The organism is Cryobacterium sp. TMT2-14, from assembly GCF_004402465.1.
In the GTDB taxonomy this organism is placed as follows: domain Bacteria; phylum Actinomycetota; class Actinomycetes; order Actinomycetales; family Microbacteriaceae; genus Cryobacterium; species Cryobacterium sandaracinum.
Window position 1 is genome coordinate 14,449 of the sequence record NZ_SOFV01000046.1, and the last position, 17,015, is coordinate 31,463.

Annotated in this window: 16 protein-coding genes; 10 read left to right on the forward strand and 6 right to left on the reverse strand. The window is 67.2% G+C overall.

The window, feature by feature from the left end; genetic code table 11:
• The first annotated feature begins 63 nt into the window (after positions 1-63).
• From E3O28_RS16495 to E3O28_RS16035, 3 genes are all read left to right on the forward strand, one after another.
• Complete coding sequence (locus tag E3O28_RS16495) at positions 64-432, forward strand: DUF4190 domain-containing protein (protein ID WP_166784853.1); 369 nt, start codon at positions 64-66, stop codon at positions 430-432.
• Between the two features lie 97 nt (positions 433-529).
• Positions 530-1,093 carry a DUF4190 domain-containing protein gene (locus tag E3O28_RS16030; protein WP_134416795.1) on the forward strand — a complete coding sequence of 188 codons (564 nt, stop codon included), beginning with the start codon at positions 530-532 and terminating at the stop codon, positions 1,091-1,093.
• A gap of 19 nt (positions 1,094-1,112) precedes the next feature.
• Complete coding sequence (locus E3O28_RS16035; RefSeq protein ID WP_104100927.1) at positions 1,113-1,523, forward strand: DUF4190 domain-containing protein; 411 nt, start codon at positions 1,113-1,115, stop codon at positions 1,521-1,523.
• Between the two features lie 25 nt (positions 1,524-1,548).
• Here E3O28_RS16035 and E3O28_RS16040 read toward each other — a convergent pair whose 3' ends face one another.
• Positions 1,549-2,748, reverse strand: coding sequence for a methyltransferase domain-containing protein (locus E3O28_RS16040; RefSeq protein ID WP_104100926.1), 1,200 nt, complete (start codon positions 2,746-2,748; stop codon positions 1,549-1,551).
• A gap of 127 nt (positions 2,749-2,875) precedes the next feature.
• On the opposite strand from E3O28_RS16040, the gene groES reads away from it, so the two are divergent.
• From groES to E3O28_RS16060, 4 genes are all read left to right on the forward strand, one after another.
• On the forward strand, positions 2,876-3,172 hold the full coding sequence (gene groES / locus E3O28_RS16045; protein WP_066597535.1) for a co-chaperone GroES: 297 nt from the start codon (positions 2,876-2,878) through the stop codon (positions 3,170-3,172).
• 71 nt (positions 3,173-3,243) lie between these two features.
• Entirely contained in the window at positions 3,244-4,203 is a 960-nt protein-coding gene (gene rarD / locus E3O28_RS16050; RefSeq protein ID WP_241973174.1) for an EamA family transporter RarD, read from the forward strand.
• A 46-nt stretch (positions 4,204-4,249) separates the two neighbouring features.
• Positions 4,250-4,981 carry an ABC transporter substrate-binding protein gene (locus E3O28_RS16055; RefSeq protein ID WP_134373347.1) on the forward strand — a complete coding sequence of 244 codons (732 nt, stop codon included), beginning with the start codon at positions 4,250-4,252 and terminating at the stop codon, positions 4,979-4,981.
• Positions 4,982-5,106: 125 nt separating this feature from the next.
• A complete protein-coding gene (locus E3O28_RS16060) occupies positions 5,107-6,402 on the forward strand; it encodes an ABC transporter substrate-binding protein (RefSeq protein WP_104100924.1) in 1,296 nt (431 codons plus the stop codon).
• A gap of 219 nt (positions 6,403-6,621) precedes the next feature.
• Here E3O28_RS16060 and E3O28_RS16065 read toward each other — a convergent pair whose 3' ends face one another.
• The 4 genes from E3O28_RS16065 to E3O28_RS16080 are packed head-to-tail and all read right to left on the reverse strand — an operon-like array spanning position 6,622 to position 10,565.
• On the reverse strand, positions 6,622-7,392 hold the full coding sequence (locus E3O28_RS16065) for an ABC transporter ATP-binding protein (protein WP_104171787.1): 771 nt from the start codon (positions 7,390-7,392) through the stop codon (positions 6,622-6,624).
• The gene (locus E3O28_RS16070) at positions 7,389-8,303 is read right to left on the reverse strand and encodes an ABC transporter ATP-binding protein (protein WP_104194003.1); all 915 of its coding nucleotides are present in this window, start codon (positions 8,301-8,303) and stop codon (positions 7,389-7,391) included. Before E3O28_RS16070 ends, E3O28_RS16065 begins: the two co-directional genes overlap by 4 nt.
• The gene (locus tag E3O28_RS16075; RefSeq protein WP_104101024.1) at positions 8,293-9,273 is read right to left on the reverse strand and encodes a branched-chain amino acid ABC transporter permease; all 981 of its coding nucleotides are present in this window, start codon (positions 9,271-9,273) and stop codon (positions 8,293-8,295) included. The genes E3O28_RS16070 and E3O28_RS16075 overlap by 11 nt, the downstream gene beginning before the upstream one ends.
• A 14-nt stretch (positions 9,274-9,287) precedes the next feature.
• The gene (locus E3O28_RS16080) at positions 9,288-10,565 is read right to left on the reverse strand and encodes a branched-chain amino acid ABC transporter permease (RefSeq protein ID WP_104100921.1); all 1,278 of its coding nucleotides are present in this window, start codon (positions 10,563-10,565) and stop codon (positions 9,288-9,290) included.
• Between the two features lie 277 nt (positions 10,566-10,842).
• Between E3O28_RS16080 and guaB the strand changes: the two genes are divergently transcribed.
• On the forward strand, positions 10,843-12,345 hold the full coding sequence (gene guaB / locus E3O28_RS16085) for an IMP dehydrogenase (RefSeq protein WP_134342978.1): 1,503 nt from the start codon (positions 10,843-10,845) through the stop codon (positions 12,343-12,345).
• A 16-nt stretch (positions 12,346-12,361) separates the two neighbouring features.
• Here the strand turns inward: guaB and E3O28_RS16090 are convergent, their stop codons facing one another.
• The gene (locus E3O28_RS16090) at positions 12,362-13,504 is read right to left on the reverse strand and encodes an aminotransferase class I/II-fold pyridoxal phosphate-dependent enzyme (protein ID WP_134342992.1); all 1,143 of its coding nucleotides are present in this window, start codon (positions 13,502-13,504) and stop codon (positions 12,362-12,364) included.
• A 63-nt stretch (positions 13,505-13,567) separates the two neighbouring features.
• On the opposite strand from E3O28_RS16090, the gene E3O28_RS16095 reads away from it, so the two are divergent.
• Positions 13,568-14,686 carry a GuaB3 family IMP dehydrogenase-related protein gene (locus E3O28_RS16095; protein ID WP_104100918.1) on the forward strand — a complete coding sequence of 373 codons (1,119 nt, stop codon included), beginning with the start codon at positions 13,568-13,570 and terminating at the stop codon, positions 14,684-14,686.
• An 87-nt stretch (positions 14,687-14,773) separates the two neighbouring features.
• Complete coding sequence (locus E3O28_RS16100) at positions 14,774-16,504, forward strand: glycerol-3-phosphate dehydrogenase/oxidase (protein ID WP_134342979.1); 1,731 nt, start codon at positions 14,774-14,776, stop codon at positions 16,502-16,504.
• Positions 16,505-17,015: the final 511 nt, after the last annotated feature.

Consider the following 17,015-nt stretch of genomic DNA (forward strand, 5'->3'; position numbering starts at 1 on the left):
ACCTTGTCCGACTGGGAGCCAGATTGGCAGCCCAGATGCACCATTCCCGAAGGAGCAATCGACATGACCGACCCCAACGAGCCGCCGGTTAACCCGCCCATGTTCCAGCCGCCGGCGGCGCAGGCCGCTCCGGCCTACGCCCAGCCGGGCTACCCTCAGTCCTACGCGCCGCAGGGCCCGTCCGAGAAGTACAACGTGCTGTCCATTGTGTCGCTCGTGACCTCGGTGCTCGGGATCTCCCTGGTCGGCATCATCACCGGCCACATCGGTCTGAGCCAGATCGGGAAGACCGGAGAAAAGGGACGGGGACTCGCGATTGCCGGCCTCATTGTCGGCTACGCCGGCCTGGCGGCTCAGCTCCTGGCCGTCGTCCTGCTGATCCCGTTGATGATCGCGATCGCGAACGACCCGACCCTGCTCAATACTTACTGACCTGGTGGCCACGGGCAGAAACCCTGCGCGTCGATGACCCGTGACCCGATATGCAATTAGCGACGCCACCCCGTCGTCCGGAAAGGAATGAATTCGCATGAGCGATTCCAACAACCCCAGCAACTCTGACGTGCCCCGCGTGCCTGACGTGCCCCAGGTGCCCGGCGTGCCGGAGGTGCCTGACGTGCCGCAGGTCCCCGATATCCCGCGCGACGAGCAGGGGGCGTCCGCCGCCCCGCCGGCGTACAACGGCCCGACCCCGCCGGCCTCCGTTCCGCCCGCCTACGGCGCCGCGACCCCGCCGCCCGGCTACGACACCCCGGCGATGACCCAGGCGCCTGCCCATGGCGACGCGTATTCGTCGCCCTTCGGTGCGGTCGCCGCGAAGCAGCCGATTTTCAGCATCTTGGCGCTGGTCGCCGGCGTTATCGGCGTGCTCGGCTCGCCGATCGTGTTCCTCCCGATTGTGGGTGGCATCCTCGGACTGTTCATCCCCGCCGCCGCGGTCGTCCTGGGCTTCCTCGGTAAGTCGAAGGAGCCGCAGGCGAGGGGCTTCTGGCTGACCGGGCTGATCACGGGGTTCATCGGCGTCGGTCTGGCACTGGTCAGTATCGTGATCTGGTCTGTCTTCTTCGCCACCATCCCCAACTCGTCGTACTGAGCGGAAGATAGCAGCGGGGATGGTTGGGGAGGAACGGGACTGGTCCCGCAACGATGACTTCCGGGTCGACCTCACCCGGCCTCCGGCGCCCGCTCCGGGGGAGCTGGACTACGCGTCGACCATCACAGCCCCTACCGAATGGGTGCCGTACGTCTACACCGACAGCGAGCTGACCGCGCAGGCAGGCCAGGGCGGGCTGTCCATCGCATCGCTCGTCTTCGGGCTGCTGGGGCTGCTGATCGCGGTCTTCGGCGTCTGGGGTGCGGCGCTCTCCCTGGCCGCGGTCGTGCTGGCCGTGATGGCCCGCGTGACCGAGCGCCGTGCCGGCACCGCGTGGGCCTACGGGCTGTGGACCGGGCTGGCCGGGCTGGTCCTCGCGGTCGGGTGGGTGTCGATCGTCACACAGGTGCTGACGGTCGTGCCCGGCTGAGCCATGCTGTCCTTCGCCGCTGGCCTCAGTCGAGTGGCGGAATCCGCTCCACCAGCAGAGCCACCCGGTGGCCGGCGGCCCGGGTGAGCACGAGCGTCGCCGACTCGGGGCCCTTGAGCTTCAGTCGGGTGCGCAGGGTGGCCGGGTCGACGTCCACGCCGCGTTTCTTGATCTCGAGAGTGCCGATGCGGCGTTCTTGTAGGCCCAGCCGCAGCTTCTTCTCGTCGACCGGCAGCACCTCGAGCACCCGGAATGCGGTGGCGAAGGGCGTGCGTTGCAGGGTCTCGGAGGTGAAATACGCGATCCCCTCGCTCAGCATCGACGCGTCGAGCGACCGGGCCAGGTCCCCGATCAGACGGGCACGGATGATCGCGCCGTCCGGCTCGTACAGGTAGTCGCCCAGCACTCCCACCGGGGCATCCGTGCTGTCGTGGGGCGCGGTCAGTTCGTGGATCCCGGTCCGGCCGAGCAGCAGGGCGGAGCGACGGATGCCGGCGCGCGCCAGTGCTCCGAACCACAGCCCCATCTCCACGAGCTTGCCGTCCACGGAGACCCACTGCGACTCGGCTTCCGCGGGGATCAGCTCGCGGTCGTGGCCCGGCCCGAGCTTGACGCCGACGGGCATCCGCTCACTGAGACCGAAGACAAAATCGAGGTGCGGGGAGTAGTCCTCCGGCCGGGTCAGGCGCGAGGTGTTGGAGTGCCCGGCGGTGCGCCGGGCCGGGTCGAGCCAGGCGGCGTCGAAGCCGGCCAGGTCGACGTCTTCCGCGGACGAGTGCAGAACGCTCGCGTTCTCGAACGGAGCCAGGTTGTAGCTGGCGACGGTCGCGGTCACCTCGTCGGCGTCCACCCCCGTCACCGTGAGGTCCATGGCGGCCAGGGCCATGGCGTCGCCTCCGATGCCGCAGCCGAGGTCGACGACCCGGTTCAGGGACGCGCCCGCGAAGCGGCCGGCGTGCAGCGCCGCCACCCGCAGCCGGGTGGCCTGCTCGAGGCCGGCCTCCGTAAACAGCATGCGGCCGGCGAACTCGCCGAACTTGGGCACGGCCCTGGCTCGGAGCCGGGACTGGCTGAGCACCGCGGTGACCAGCTCGGGGCTGTGTCCGGCCTTGCGCAGTTCGCTCACCACCCGCACGACGTCGGCGGCCGCGTCGTACGGCGGCAACGAGTCCAGCAGGCGCAAACCGCCCGGCGATAACAGCTCGACGAGCTCTGAGCGTTCCATCGTGTAAACCTATCAACACGACGCATCTGGCACTCACGTTGCGTGAGTGCCAGATGCGCCCTAAACTCGTCTTGGCACTCTCGCTGTGAGTCTGCTAACTATGTCTTAGCTAAGAAAGAGGTCAACCGTGTCGGTCTCCATCAAGCCGCTCGAGGATCGCATCGTCATCAAGCAGGTCGACGCAGAGCAGACCACCGCATCAGGTCTGGTCATTCCTGACACCGCCAAGGAAAAGCCCCAGGAGGGCGAAGTTGTCGCAGTCGGCCCCGGCCGCATTGACGACAACGGCAACCGCATTCCACTCGACGTCGCCGTCGGCGACAAGGTGATCTACTCCAAGTACGGTGGAACCGAAGTCAAGTTCGGTGGTGAGGACCTCCTCGTCCTGTCGGCCCGCGACGTGCTCGCAGTCGTCGTTCGCTAGCCACACCCACGCAACGGTAGAATCCCGGATGGCCCTGGCCATCCGGGATTCGTCGTTAAGAAAGGTCCGCTGTGGCGCAAGACGCTCTTCCACCCGGGAAAATCCGCGCGGCCCGCCCGGCGCGGTCGGAGCAGAGCAAGGGACTGATCTACGCGGTCCTCGCCTACGCCCTCTGGGGCACGCTGCCGCTCTACTTTCTGCTCCTCGCGCCCAGTGGTGCCTTCGAGATCGTGGCCTGGCGGGTTCTCTTCTCCCTGGTGTTCTGCGCACTGCTGATCACGGTCACGGGCAAGTGGAAGTCCTTCCTCGCGCTGCTGCGGAGGCCTCGCATCGTGTTCACCATGGGTCTGGCCGGCCTGCTGATCTTCGTCAACTGGCAGACCTACGTCTTCGCCGCCCTCAGCGGCCACGTGGTCGAGGCAGCCCTCGGCTACTTCATCAACCCGATCGTGACCGTGTTCCTCGGCGTCATTCTGCTGCGCGAGAGGCTGCGCCTGCTGCAGTGGGTGGCCGTGGGAATCAGCCTCGGGGCCGTCGTCGTGCTCACCGTCGGCTACGGCTCGCTGCCGTGGGTGTCGCTCATCCTCGCGTTCTCGTTCGGATTCTACGGATTGATCAAGAAAAGGGTCGGCCGCGACGTCGATGCCGTCGCCGGACTCACCCTCGAAACGGTCTGGCTCGCACCCATCGCCGTGGTGCAGCTGATCGTGGTGGCCTCTGTCTCCGGTCTCACCTTCGGAAGCGTGTCCATCTGGCATACCGTGGGGCTGCTGGCAGCAGGTGTTGTGACCGCTGTGCCGCTGTTGTTCTTCGCCGCCGCGGCCCGGCGCCTGCCTCTGACATACATGGGTCTGATCCAGTACTTCGCTCCGATCCTGCAGTTCCTGGTCGGCGTCTTCGTGCTGCTCGAGCCCATGCCGCCCGAGCGCTGGGTCGGTTTCGCACTGGTCTGGGTGGCGCTGGTCGTTCTCACGACCGACATGGTCCTCACCGGACGCGCGCCCCGGCGTGCGTCCCTTGAACCGGTCTGAGCCCCGCTACGCTCGGGGACGCACCTCGTATGTGAAAGGACACCGGATGCGCACTGCGTCGACTTCCCTGCCCGTCATCCTCGTCGGGGCGCTGGCCTGCGTGCTCCTGCTGTCCGGATGTAGGGCTGAGGTCGCGCCGCCCTCAGTCGAGCCCGCTGCCGCCGCGTCCGTCGTGGTGGCTCCGTCCGGTGACGGGACCGTGCGCCTCGGAACTCTGTTCCCCATGACGGGCCCGGCGGCGGCCAGTGGTGCGGCACAGGTGGCCGGCTCCGAACTGGCCGCCCGGGAGATCACCGAGCAGGGCCGAATTCTCGGGACTCCGATCGAGATCATCCACCGCGACTCCGCCGTCGACCCGGCGACGTCGCTGACCGACTTGTTGGCTCGTGGCGTCGACGTCGTGCTGTGGGACGCCACCGTTCCGATGCCGGGCGATCTGGCGGCCGCCGTCGCGGCGGCGCCGGTGGTACTGCTGTGGCTCGGCGACTTCGCGAACGGAGGCACGCCGCTGGCCGCCAGTGACGGCTTCGCAGCGCGCCTGCGCACCCTCGATCCAGGGCTGGTCGACACTGCCGGCGGCGGTGAAGCCTATGACGGAGTCGTCTTGAGCGCCCTGGCCGCGGCACGGGCCGGAGACGACGGTGCGGCGTCGATCAGGCCCGCTCTCGACCAGGTCAGTACCGGGGCGTTCGCCTGCGCATCCTGGGGAGAATGTGCGGCCGCGCTGGCCGATGCGCAACAGATCGCTTATCAGGGCGTCACCGGCCGCCGATCGTAACGATTTGGTCTGCGTTACACGGATGTAACCCGGTTGCCTTGTTTCGCGCGATTCCTGTCAATAATGTGACAGAACGGCAGTCAATCGACCGCTGTCATTTCTCATTCCTAGTCCCAAGGAGCAACATGAGCGTATTCGCGAAGGCCTCGGCCTCCCGCTCAGTTCGGGCAGTCGTCACTGGAGTCGCCTTGGTCGGCGTCAGTGCACTTCTGCTCACCGGCTGCAGCAGCAACACCACTGAGCCGGCTGCATCGGAAGCCCCCGCCGCGAGCGGAGACGCCCAGGCCATCACGGCCGGCGACCGTGACCTGACCCTGAAGGTCGGCACCATCCTTCCCCAGAGTGGCGCCCTGGCCTTCCTCGGCCCGCCCGAAGAAGCCGGCGTCGCCCTGGCCGTCAAGGACATCAACGACGCGAACCTCGGATTGACCGTTGAGGCCATCTTCCGTGACTCCGGCGACACCACGACGGACACCGCGACCGGTTCGGTGACCGACCTTCTCTCGCAGAAGGTTTCCGCCATCATCGGCGCGGCATCCTCCGGCGTCTCCAAGACCGTGATCGACCAGATCACCGGCGCGGGCGTCGTGCAGTTCTCCCCGGCCAACACCTCGGCGGACTTCACGAAGTACGCCGACAAGGACCTCTACTGGCGCACCGCCCCGTCCGACCTGCTGCAGGGTGAAGTCCTGGGCACCCAGATCGCCGACGACGGCAACAGCACCCTCGGCCTGATCGTGCTCAACGACTCTTACGGCACCGGCCTGGCCGAGTCCACGACGACCGCCTTCGAGGCTGCGGGCGGCGAGGTTGTCGCCACGTCCCTGTTCAACGAGGGTGACTCCAACTTCGCCGCTCAGATCTCCGAAGTGACCGCCGCCAACCCCGACGCGATCGCCCTGATCACGTTCGACCAGGCCAAGGTCATCACCCCCGCACTGGTCGGCTCCGGCTTCCCCGGTGGCAACCTGTACTTCGTGGACGGCAACCTGTCCGACTACAGCAAGGACTTCGACGCCGGCATCATCACCGGTGCCAAGGGCACGCTGCCCGGCCTCGACGTAGGAACCCTCGGCGACTTCACCGATCGTCTCAAGGAGATCGACCCCACCCTGACCGACTTCAGCTACGCGGCAGAATCTTACGACGCCGTCATGCTCGTCGCGCTGGCCGCCTACGCGGCCAACGACGTCTCGGGTGAGGCCATCTCCAAGCACCTCCGCCAGGTCTCTGGGGGAACCGGCGACGGCACCACGGTCTCCGACTTCACCGCGGCGGCTAAAGCCCTCGCGGCCGGCGACCAGGTCGACTACGAGGGCTTCTCCGGCCCGGTCACGTTCGATGAGAACGGCGACCCGACCGAGGCAACCATCGGCGTCTACGAGTACCTCGAAGACAACACGTACAAGCGCATCAACTAGTCACGATTCGTCGCTGACCGGCATTCGATCTGGAAGGGCCCCGACTTCGGTCGGGGCCCTTCTTCGTGCGCCCGGTGACGGCCGTCACCCGGTGACGCCCCTCTCCCGGACACGATCGGCGTCACCGGACACGGAGCACCGGACACACGGAAGCGGCGCCCGAAGATCTCGGGCGCCGCTTCGTCGTGCGGGGCGTGCAGTCGGTGCTGGCGGCTCCGGCTAGTCGTCCTGGCCGAGGGTGCCGAGGTAGAGGCCGATCACCTTGGGATCGTTCAGCAGCTCGCGGCCGGTGCCCGTGTAGGCGTCACGGCCCTGGTCGAGCACGTAACCGCGGTCGCAGATCTGCAGGCACCGGCGCGCATTCTGCTCCACCATGATCGTGGTCACGCCGGCCTTGTTGATCTCCTTGACACGCAGGAACGCCTCGTCCTGGCGCACGGGGGAGAGGCCTGCGCTCGGCTCGTCGAGCAGCAGTACGTGCGGGCCCATCATCAGCGCCCGCGACATGGCCACCATCTGGCGTTCCCCGCCGGACAGCGATCCGGCGCGCTGCTGCAGACGCTTCCCGAGCTCCGGGAAGATCTCCGTGACGAACTCGAGGCGTTCGGTCAGGCCTTTCGGCTTCAGGAACATGCCCATCTCCAGGTTTTCCTGGATCGTGAGCGTGGGGAAGACGTTGTTCGTCTGGGGCACGAAACCGACGCCCTTGGCCACGAGCTTGTTCGCCTTGAGGTTGGTGATGTTCTCGCCGCGAAGCAGGATCTCACCCTCCCGGACCTTGACCTGGCCGAAGATCGACTTGAGCAGCGTGGACTTGCCGGCGCCGTTCGGGCCGATGATCCCGATCAGCTCGCCGTCGTAGGCGGTCAGGGAGCAGGCGTTGAGGATGTTGACGCCCGGCAGGTAGCCGGCCGTCACCGTCTTGACCTCGACGACGGGCTGCCCGGTGGGCGTGTAAGCCGGCGCGGCGGCGGGGCTGGTGTTCGTCAATCGAGCAACTCCTTAATGGCTTCCACATGTTCTGTTTCGGCGGCCGGATCCTCGCCGAGGTCCTCGTCGTGGTGCTGACCCAGGTAGGCGTCGATCACGGCGGGGTTACGCATCACCTCGTGCGGGTCGCCCTCGGCGACCACGCGGCCTTCGGCCATCACGATGACCCAGTCGGCGATGTGGCGCACCATATGCATGTCGTGTTCGACGAACAGAACCGTCATGCCCTCCGCCTTCAGGTTGAGGATGTGGTCCAGTAGCGACTGCGTCAGTGCCGGGTTCACCCCGGCCATCGGCTCGTCGAGCATCACCAGGCTCGGCTCGCTCATCAGCGCCCGTGCCATCTCGAGCAGCTTGCGCTGCCCGCCGGAGAGGCTTGCGGCGTAGTCATCCTTCTTGGTGTCGAGCTTGAACCGTTCGAGGATATCGAGGGCCTGCACCCTGTTCGCCTCCTCCTGTTTGGCCCAGAAGAAGGGGAAGATCGCCCGGAACAGGTTCTCGCCGGCCTGGCCCTTGGCGCCGAGCAGCATGTTGTCCATGACGGTCAGCAGGCCGAGCGCCTTGGTGAGCTGGAAAGTGCGCACCTGGCCCATCCGGGCCACCTTGAACGCGGGCATCCCCGACAGGGGGCGACCCTCGAAGGTCCACGACCCGGTGTCAGGCTTGTCGAAGCCCGTCAGCAGGTTGAACAGGGTGGTCTTGCCGGCTCCGTTGGGCCCGATCAGCGCCGTGATGGCGCCGCGCGGGATCTCGACGTGGTCGACGTCGACGGCCTTGAGACCGCCGAAGGTTCGACTCACGCCGTCGGCAACCAGGATCGGGTCGCGCTTCTTGCAGCCCGGTTCGGCCTCGCCGATGTGCAGGTCGGTCGACTTGACCGGCTTGTTGCTGGGAACGGTGTTATTTGACAAAGGCCAACTCCTTCTTGTTTCCGAAGATGCCTTGCGGTCTGAAGATGACTATAAGCATGATCGCCACTCCGACCAGGATGAAGCGCAGCTGGCCGGCCTGAATGCTGGTGATGAAAGGGATCCAGCCTGCCTCCACCGCTCGGGCGATGAACCCGGAGAAGAACGAGAGCAGAACCCAGAAGACCATCGAGCCGATGACCGGCCCGAGAATCGTCGACGCGCCGCCGAGCAGGAGGATCGCGTAGATGAAGAACGTCAGGGACGTCTGATAATTCGAGGGCACCACCGCACGGGGAAGCACAAAGATCATTCCGGCGATCGTGCCGAACACGCCACCGAGAATCAGAGACTGCATCTTGTAGGAGTAGACGTTCTTGCCGAGCGCGCGCACAGCATCCTCGTCTTCACGGATTCCCTTGATCACGCGACCCCACGGGCTGCGCATGATCTGCCAGGTGAACAGGCAGGCGAGGGCCACGATCGACCAGGCCACGATGCGCAGCCACCAGTCGTACTCGTTGTACTCGAAGGGGCCGAAGCCGTAGCGCCCCTCCGGGATCGGGTTGAGGCCGGCGAAACCGCCCTTGTAGCCGCTCAGGCCGTTCGCGGAACCCGTGATGGACTGGAACGTGTTCGTCGTGAACAGGAGGCGCACGATCTCGGCCGCCGCGATCGTCACGATCGCGAGGTAGTCCGCGCGCAGGCGGAGCGTCGGGATGCCCAGGACCAGGGCGAAAACGACGGATGCGCCGACCCCCACCAGCACGGCACCCCAGACGGGGAAACCGAAGCTGAGGGTGGAGATGGCGAACCCGTAGGCTCCGAGGGCCATGAAGCCGGCCTGGCCGAAGTTCAGGAGGCCGGTGTATCCGAAGTGGATCGCCAGCCCGAGAGCCGCGAGGGCGTAGGCGGCGGTGGTCGGGCTGATCAGCTCGACGGCTGCGTTGCTAAAGATTGCTCCCCAGTCGATCATCGGATGCCCTTCTAGCCAATTCTCTCTTTGCGACCCAGGATGCCTTGCGGCCGAAGCAGCAGCACCAGGATCAACACGACAAGTGCACCGACGTATTTAAGGTCGGAGGGAAGCAACAGCGTCGACAGTTCGACGAACAGGCCGACGATGATCGAACCGATCAGGGCGCCGAAAGCGGTGCCGAGACCGCCGAGGGTCACGGCCGCGAAGACGAGCAGCAGGATCTGGAAACCCATATCCCAGCTGACGCCCGGTCGGAAGTAGGCCCACAGAATTCCGCTGAGGCCGGCGAGGGCCCCACCGAGCACCCAGACGATCCGGATGACGCCGTCGACGTCGATCCCGCTGGCCGAGGCCAGGCTGGGATTGTCGGAGACCGCGCGGGTGGCCTTGCCGATGCGGGTGCGCAACAGGAAGTAGGAAACGGCCAACAGCACCACGATGCTGATGCCCATGCTGGCCACGTCGATCATCGAGAGCCGGATCGGACCCAGCTGCATGTCGGCGAGGCCGGATCCCGGAAGCTGGCTCGTTCCGCCGCCGACGAAGATCTGGAACAGGTAGCGCAGGGCGAGCGAGAGGCCGATGCTCACGATCATCAGTGGGATCAGACCGACGCCCTTGCGGCGCAGCGGCTTCCAGATCACCGCGTCCAGGCTCCAGCCGAAGCCCGCGCTCAGCGCGACGGCGATGATGATCGCCAGCCAGATCGGCAGGCCGAGCGTGACCGAGAAGAGGAGGGACATCAGCGCGCCGAAGGTGATCATCTCCGCATGCGCGAAGTTGCTCAGCCCGGTGGTGCCGAAGATCAGGGACAGCCCGATCGCGGCGAGGGCCAGGAGCAGACCGAAGTTCAGCCCGTTGACGAACCGATTGATGAACTGGTCAAAGAAGCTCACCGTCGTGCGCGTGCCCTCACCGAGGAAGAAGTTGACCGACTTCACCTTCGTGAGCGCGAATTCCGCCTCGATCACGCTGCCGCCCTTAGCGACGACGACGCCCTCGGGGAGGGTCTCCTCATCGAGGGTGACGGTGTAGGCGGCCTTCTCGGGCACGCCGACCTTCCACTTGCCGTCGGCACCCGTTTCCACGGATGCTTCATAGCCGGCCCCCTCGACGGTGATCAGCACATTGTCGAGCGGTTTCTGGTCGAACTGCACATTGCCGGTGAGTACGAACTCGTACTCATCGGTTCCGACCTCGTCGGCATGAGCCGGACTGGCCGAGACGGTGGCGAATGTGGACATAGTCAGGGCTGCGAAGAGCAGGCCGAAAAAGATCACCAGCATTCTGGGTGAGAATCTGCGAACAGCTTCAGGGGAATTCACTGCACCTCCATGGCGGCACCGTTGGGTCTGTGACCGAGCGTGCCCCGGGTCTCACCTACCAACATCTTTGTTGACAGTAAGTGAAGATTATGTCGCATATGTTCCGACGACGGCCGACACTCCCTAGATTCTCTGCTGAGGAATGCGCAGAGCGCAACGTCGCTTAACATTGAGAAGCCGGTAATCGAGTTGGATGGCCGCGTTTTCTCCACTTTCCTGCATTGTTAAAAGGGGTTTCATGGATCAGCCAGATCCGTTCGGTTTCACCGGGCTTACGTACGACGACGTCCTTCTTCTTCCGGGGCACACCGACGTCATTCCCAGTGAAGCCGGGACAATGTCTCGGTTGACGCGCCGGATCAGCGTGGCCACGCCGCTGCTGTCCAGCGCGATGGACACCGTCACCGAGACCCGGATGGCCATCGCGATGGCCCGTGAGGGTGGCCTCGGCGTGCTGCACCGCAACCTCTCGATCGCGGACCAGGCCGAGCAGGTCGACCTCGTCAAACGCAGCGAATCCGGCATGATTACCAATCCGGTAACAACTTCGCCCGACGCCACCGTTGCGGAGGTCGACGCCCTCTGCGGGCAGTACCGGATCAGCGGTCTTCCCGTCGTCGACGCCGACGGCGTGCTCGTGGGCATCATCACAAACCGGGACATGCGGTTCGTCTCCACCACCAAAAAGCACACGACCCGGGTGCGCGAGGTGATGACGACGGCACCGCTGATCACGGGCAAGGTCGGCATGGCCCCGATGGACGCCGTCGCCATCTTCGCCACCCACAAGATCGAGAAGCTTCCCCTCGTCGACGACCACGGCCGCCTGACGGGCCTGATCACGGTCAAGGACTTCGACAAGAGTGAGGAATACCCCTTCGCCACCAAGGACGATGCCGGACGACTGCGCGTCGGCGCGGCCATCGGCTTCTTCGGCGACGCCTGGCAGCGCGCCACCGCACTTCTCGAGGCAGGCGTCGACGTGCTCGTGGTCGACACCGCCAACGGCGACAGCGCCGGGGTGCTCGAGATCATCCGTCGCCTGAAGTCCGACCCTGCCTTCGAGGGGGTCGACGTGATCGGCGGCAACGTGGCCACCCGCTCCGGCGCCCAGGCCCTCATCGACGCCGGCGTCGACGCGATCAAGGTCGGGGTCGGCCCCGGCTCGATCTGCACCACCCGCATCGTCGCCGGCGTCGGCGTGCCGCAGATCACCGCCGTCTACCAGGCGTCGCTCGCGGCCCGGGAGACCGGCATCCCGGTCATCGCCGACGGCGGGCTGCAGTATTCCGGCGACATCGCCAAGGCACTGGTCGCCGGCGCGGACACCGTCATGCTCGGCTCCCTGCTCGCCGGCTGTGACGAGAGCCCCGGCGAGCTTGTCTTCGTCAACGGCAAGCAGTTCAAGACCTACCGCGGCATGGGCTCGCTCGGCGCGCTGCAGAGCCGCGGCACGAAGACCTCCTACTCCAAGGACCGCTACTTCCAGTCGGATGTCCCCTCCGACGACAAACTCATCCCGGAAGGCATCGAGGGCCAGGTCCCGTATCGCGGACCGGTGTCCGCCGTGGCCTACCAGCTGATCGGCGGCCTGCGCCAGTCCATGTTCTACGTGGGCGCGCGCACGATCGACGAGCTCAAACAGAAGGGTAAGTTCGTACGGATCACGTCCGCCGGGCTCAAGGAGTCGCACCCGCACGACGTGCAGATCGTGGTCGAGGCGCCCAACTATCGCCGCTGACAGTACTCGAGGGCGACTAGGCGGCCGCGGCCAGCCGGGAGACCGCTTCCGCGAGCACCTCAGGTGAACACCCGAAGTTGAGACGCGCGAAGCCCCTGCCCGGTTCGCCGAACATCGGGCCGGGGCTGAGCGCGACCCGGGCCTGCTCGAGTGCGACCAGCGCCGGGTCGTCACCCCAGCCGAGGCTCCGCAGGTCAAGCCAGGCCAGGTAGCCGGCCCCTGGCTGCCGGTAGCCGACCCCGGGCAGTTGCGCGTCGAGCAGCGCGGCGAGCTCGTGCCGATTGTCGTCGAGGGCCGCGATCACCCCGTCCAGCCACGGCTCCCCGTCGCGGAACGCCGCGATGCCGGCGATCAGCCCGAACTGGCTTGTGCGCCAGGACACCTCCTGGGGCAGGGCGGCGAGCTCGGCGCGCATCCGTTCGCCGGCGGTGACGAGAAGCGCGCATTTGAGGCCGGCCAGGTTCCAGGCCTTGCTCGCGCTCGTCACGCAGACGCCGTGGTCGGCGGCCTCGGTGGAGACCGTGAGGTAGGGCGTGAAAGCGGCGTCGGTGTAGGTCAGCGGGGCGTGGACCTCGTCGCTGACGACCGTGACGCCGTAGTGGGCGGCGAGCTCGGACAGCGCCGTAAGGTCCTGGACGGTGTGCGGATGCCCGATCGGGTTGTGCGGGTTGCAGAGCAGCACGCAGCGCACGCCCGATCGGAAGGCGCGCTCGAGGCCGTCCAGGTCGAGGGTCCAGCCGGTCTGACCGGCGAGGAGTGGCACGGCGTGCGGCACCCCGCCGGCCTCGGGCACGAGGTCGAAGAACGGCGGGTAGACCGGGGGAGTGATCACAACCCGGTCGCCGGGCCTGATCAGCATTCGCAGGGTCTCCACGATGGCCACGCTGACATCCGTCGTGGTGGTCACCTGCTCCGGGTCGACCTGCCAGCCCCAGCGGCGACCGGCGAACCCCGCGAAGGCCGCGCCAAGCCCGTTGACCGGTGCGACATACCCGGTGTCGCTGCGCCGCACCGCCGCTGTCAACGCGTCCCGGATAGGTTCGGCGAGCGGAAAGTCGGACTCGGCGACGAAGAGCGGCAGCACATCGGCGGGAAAACTGCGCCATTTCATGCTGGTGCGCTCGCGCAGGAAGGACAGAGGGTCGGCGGTGACGTCCATCACCTCAGGATGCACCCCGCGGCATCCGTCGTCGAGGAGCGCCGCGGCACCTAAACTGAAATCATGGAAATCGAGATCGGCCGCTCCAAGCGCGCCCGCCGCGTGTACGCCTTCGACGACATCGCGATTGTGCCCAGCCGGCGCACCCGCGACCCGGAGGATGTGTCGGTCGACTGGACCATCGACGCGTATCAATTCTCGATCCCGTTCCTCGCGGCGCCGATGGACTCCGTGGTCTCCCCGCAGACGGCCATCATGATGGGTCAGCTCGGCGGCGTCGGCGTGCTCGACCTCGAGGGCCTCTGGACCCGCTATGACAACCCCGAGCCGCTCCTCGCCGAGATCCGCGAGCTGCCCGCCGACCGGGCCACCGCGCGCATGCAGGAGATGTACTCCGAGCCGATCAAGCCCGAGCTCGTCACCGCCCGCCTCGCGGAGATCCGCGCGGCCGGCGTGACTGTGGCCGGCGCCCTGTCGCCGCAGCGCACGCAGGAATTGTACGAGACCGTCGTCGCCGCCGGCGTCGACCTGTTCGTCATCCGCGGAACCACCGTTTCTGCCGAGCACGTCTCGCAGAACCAGGAACCCCTCAACCTCAAGAAGTTCATCTACGAACTCGACGTACCCGTGATCGTGGGCGGGGCGGCGACCTACACCGCGGCCCTGCACCTCATGCGCACGGGTGCGGCCGGCGTGCTCGTCGGCTTCGGCGGCGGCGCAGCCTCGACCACGCGCGCCTCCCTCGGCATCCACGCGCCCATGGCCACGGCCGTGGCCGATGTCGCCGGTGCCCGCCGGGACTACATGGACGAGTCCGGTGGACGCTACGTGCACGTCATCGCTGACGGCGGCCTCAACACCTCCGGCGACATCGTCAAGGCCATCGCCTGCGGCGCCGACGCCGTCATGCTCGGCACCGCGCTGGCCCGGGCGACGGATGCCCCCGGCGGCGGCTTCCACTGGGGTGCCGAGGTGCACCACTCGAAGCTGCCCCGCGGCAAGCGGGTCGAGGTGGGCGCCCTGGCGCCGCTCGAGACCATCCTGTATGGCCCGACGCCGATCGCCGACGGCACCGCGAACCTCGTCGGCGCGCTGCGCCGGTCGATGGCGACCACCGGTTACTCCGACCTGAAGGAATTCCAGCGCGTCGAGGTGGTCGTCGCCCCGTACCGGGGGAATTAGACGGTTGTCGCGCCGCACCGAGTGAACTAGCGTCGGTATGAATTAGCGTCAGGTAAGCACCACACCATCCGGAATGGGAGTGAGCACATGGCACCAGGTAATTCGGCGTCGCGATCCACGAAACTGGGTCCGGAGGAACGAGCTGCGGCCCTCGAACGGCTGAAGGGCAAAGAGCTCGACATCCTCGTGGTCGGCGGCGGCATCGTCGGCACCGGAGCCGCCCTGGACGCGGTCACCCGCGGCCTGAGCGTGGGAATCCTCGAGGCCAGGGACTGGGCGTCGGGAACGTCGAGCCGGTCGTCCAAGCTGGTGCACGGCGGCATCCGCTACCTGGAACAGGCCGACTTCCGGTTGGTGCGCGAGGCTCTGACGGAGCGTGGCCTGCTCCTGCAGCGCATCGCCCCGCACCTGGTGAAGCCGGTGCGGTTCCTGTACCCGCTCAGGAAGCGCGTCACCGAGCGCTTCTACGTGGGCGCCGGCATGCTCCTCTACGACCTGTTTTCATATACCGGCGGGCGCGCCCCCGGTGTGCCGCATCACCGCCACCTGTCCAAGCGGCAGGTGAAGGGGCTTCTGCCCAGCCTGAACACCGACACGATCGTCGGCGGCATCACCTACTACGACGGGCAGGTCGACGACGCGCTCTACGTGGCCTCGCTCGTGCGCACCGCGTCGTTCTACGGGGCGCACGCGGCCAGCCGGGTGCGGGTCGAAGGATTCATCAAGGTGGGTGAGCGGGTGGTCGGCGTGCACGCCCACGACCTGCAGACCGATGAACGGTTCGAGGTGCGGGCCCGGCAGGTCGTGAACGCCACCGGGGTCTGGACCGACGACACGCAGCGCATGGTCGGCGAACGCGGCACGTTCAAGGTGCGCGCATCGAAAGGCATCCACCTGGTCGTGCCCCGGGACCGGTTCCAGTCGGCCATGGGGCTGCTGCTGCGCACCGAGAAGAGCGTCCTGTTCGTGATCCCCTGGGGACGACACTGGCTGATCGGCACGACCGACACGGACTGGCATCTGGACAAGGCGCACCCGGCCGCCACCGCCGCCGACATCGACTACCTGCTCGAACACGTGAACGCCGTGCTCCGGGTGCCGCTGACCCGGGAGGACGTCGAGGGAGTCTACGCCGGCCTGCGGCCGCTCCTGGCCGGGGAGTCGGAGAGCACCTCGAAGCTGTCCCGCGAACACCTCGTCGGACACTCCGTGCCCGGCCTGGTGGTGATCGCGGGCGGAAAGTGGACCACGTACCGGGTGATGGCGAAGGATGCGATCGATGCGGCCGTCGACGCCTTCGACGAACGGGTCCCGGCCTCCACCACGGCGGAGATCCCGCTGCTCGGCGCCGAGGGCTATCAGGCCGCCTGGAACAAGCGCGGCCGGATCGCGCGGGCGTTCGGCCTGCACACCGTCCGCGTCGAGCACCTGCTGAACCGCTACGGCACCCTGACCGACGAGCTTCTCGACCTGATCCGCAAGACCCCGTCACTGGCGGACCCGCTGCCGGGGGCCGACGACTACATCGAGGCGGAGGTCGTGTACGCGGCCACGCATATGGGCGCCCTGCACCTCGAGGACGTGCTGGCTCGCCGCACTCGCATCTCGATCGAGGCCTGGGACCGCGGCGTCTCGGCGGCGCCCGTGGCCGCGCGGCTGATGGCCGGGGTGCTCGGCTGGGACGAAGCCCGGGAGACGCGCGAAGTGGGCACCTACCTCAAGCGGGTGGCGGCGGAACGCGCGTCGCAGCAGCAGCCCGACGACGAGTCCGCCGACCGCGTGCGGCTCGAGGCTCCGGACATCGCCGCCACGAAATAGGAGCGAGCCTCTCCTGCCGCCACCCTCGCCCGGCGTCCACTCCCTGCCTCCGCTTGTCCGCTCGCACCCCGCCGGTGCGTGAACGAATTCGACGGAGATTCTGCCCTGTGGGGCCTGAAAAATGCCCGACAGCGCCGTTCAGGGCCAAATCTCCGTCGAATTGGTTAGGCCGGCCGAGCGCACGCGTGTGGCCAACTCAGGACATCCGTCGCCTGGGCTGCCCGCCCGACACGGACCAGAGCAGAACTCGTGCGGGTGCCCGGGCCCGGCCGGACGGATCTCCTGCGTTAGCCGCAACACCGAGCGGATGTGCCGCAGCGCCTTTGTGGTTCGGGCATCCGCCAGACACTCAGCACCAGCCCGTACCAATTCGACGGAGATTTTGGCCCGTGCGGGGCAGAAAGCGCCCGACAGCGCCGTTCAGAGCCAAATCTCCGTCGAATTGGTGAGAGCAGTGGGCGGCGCGGCGGCGGGCGGCGCGGCTGCGGGCGGCGCGGCGGCGGGCCGCGGG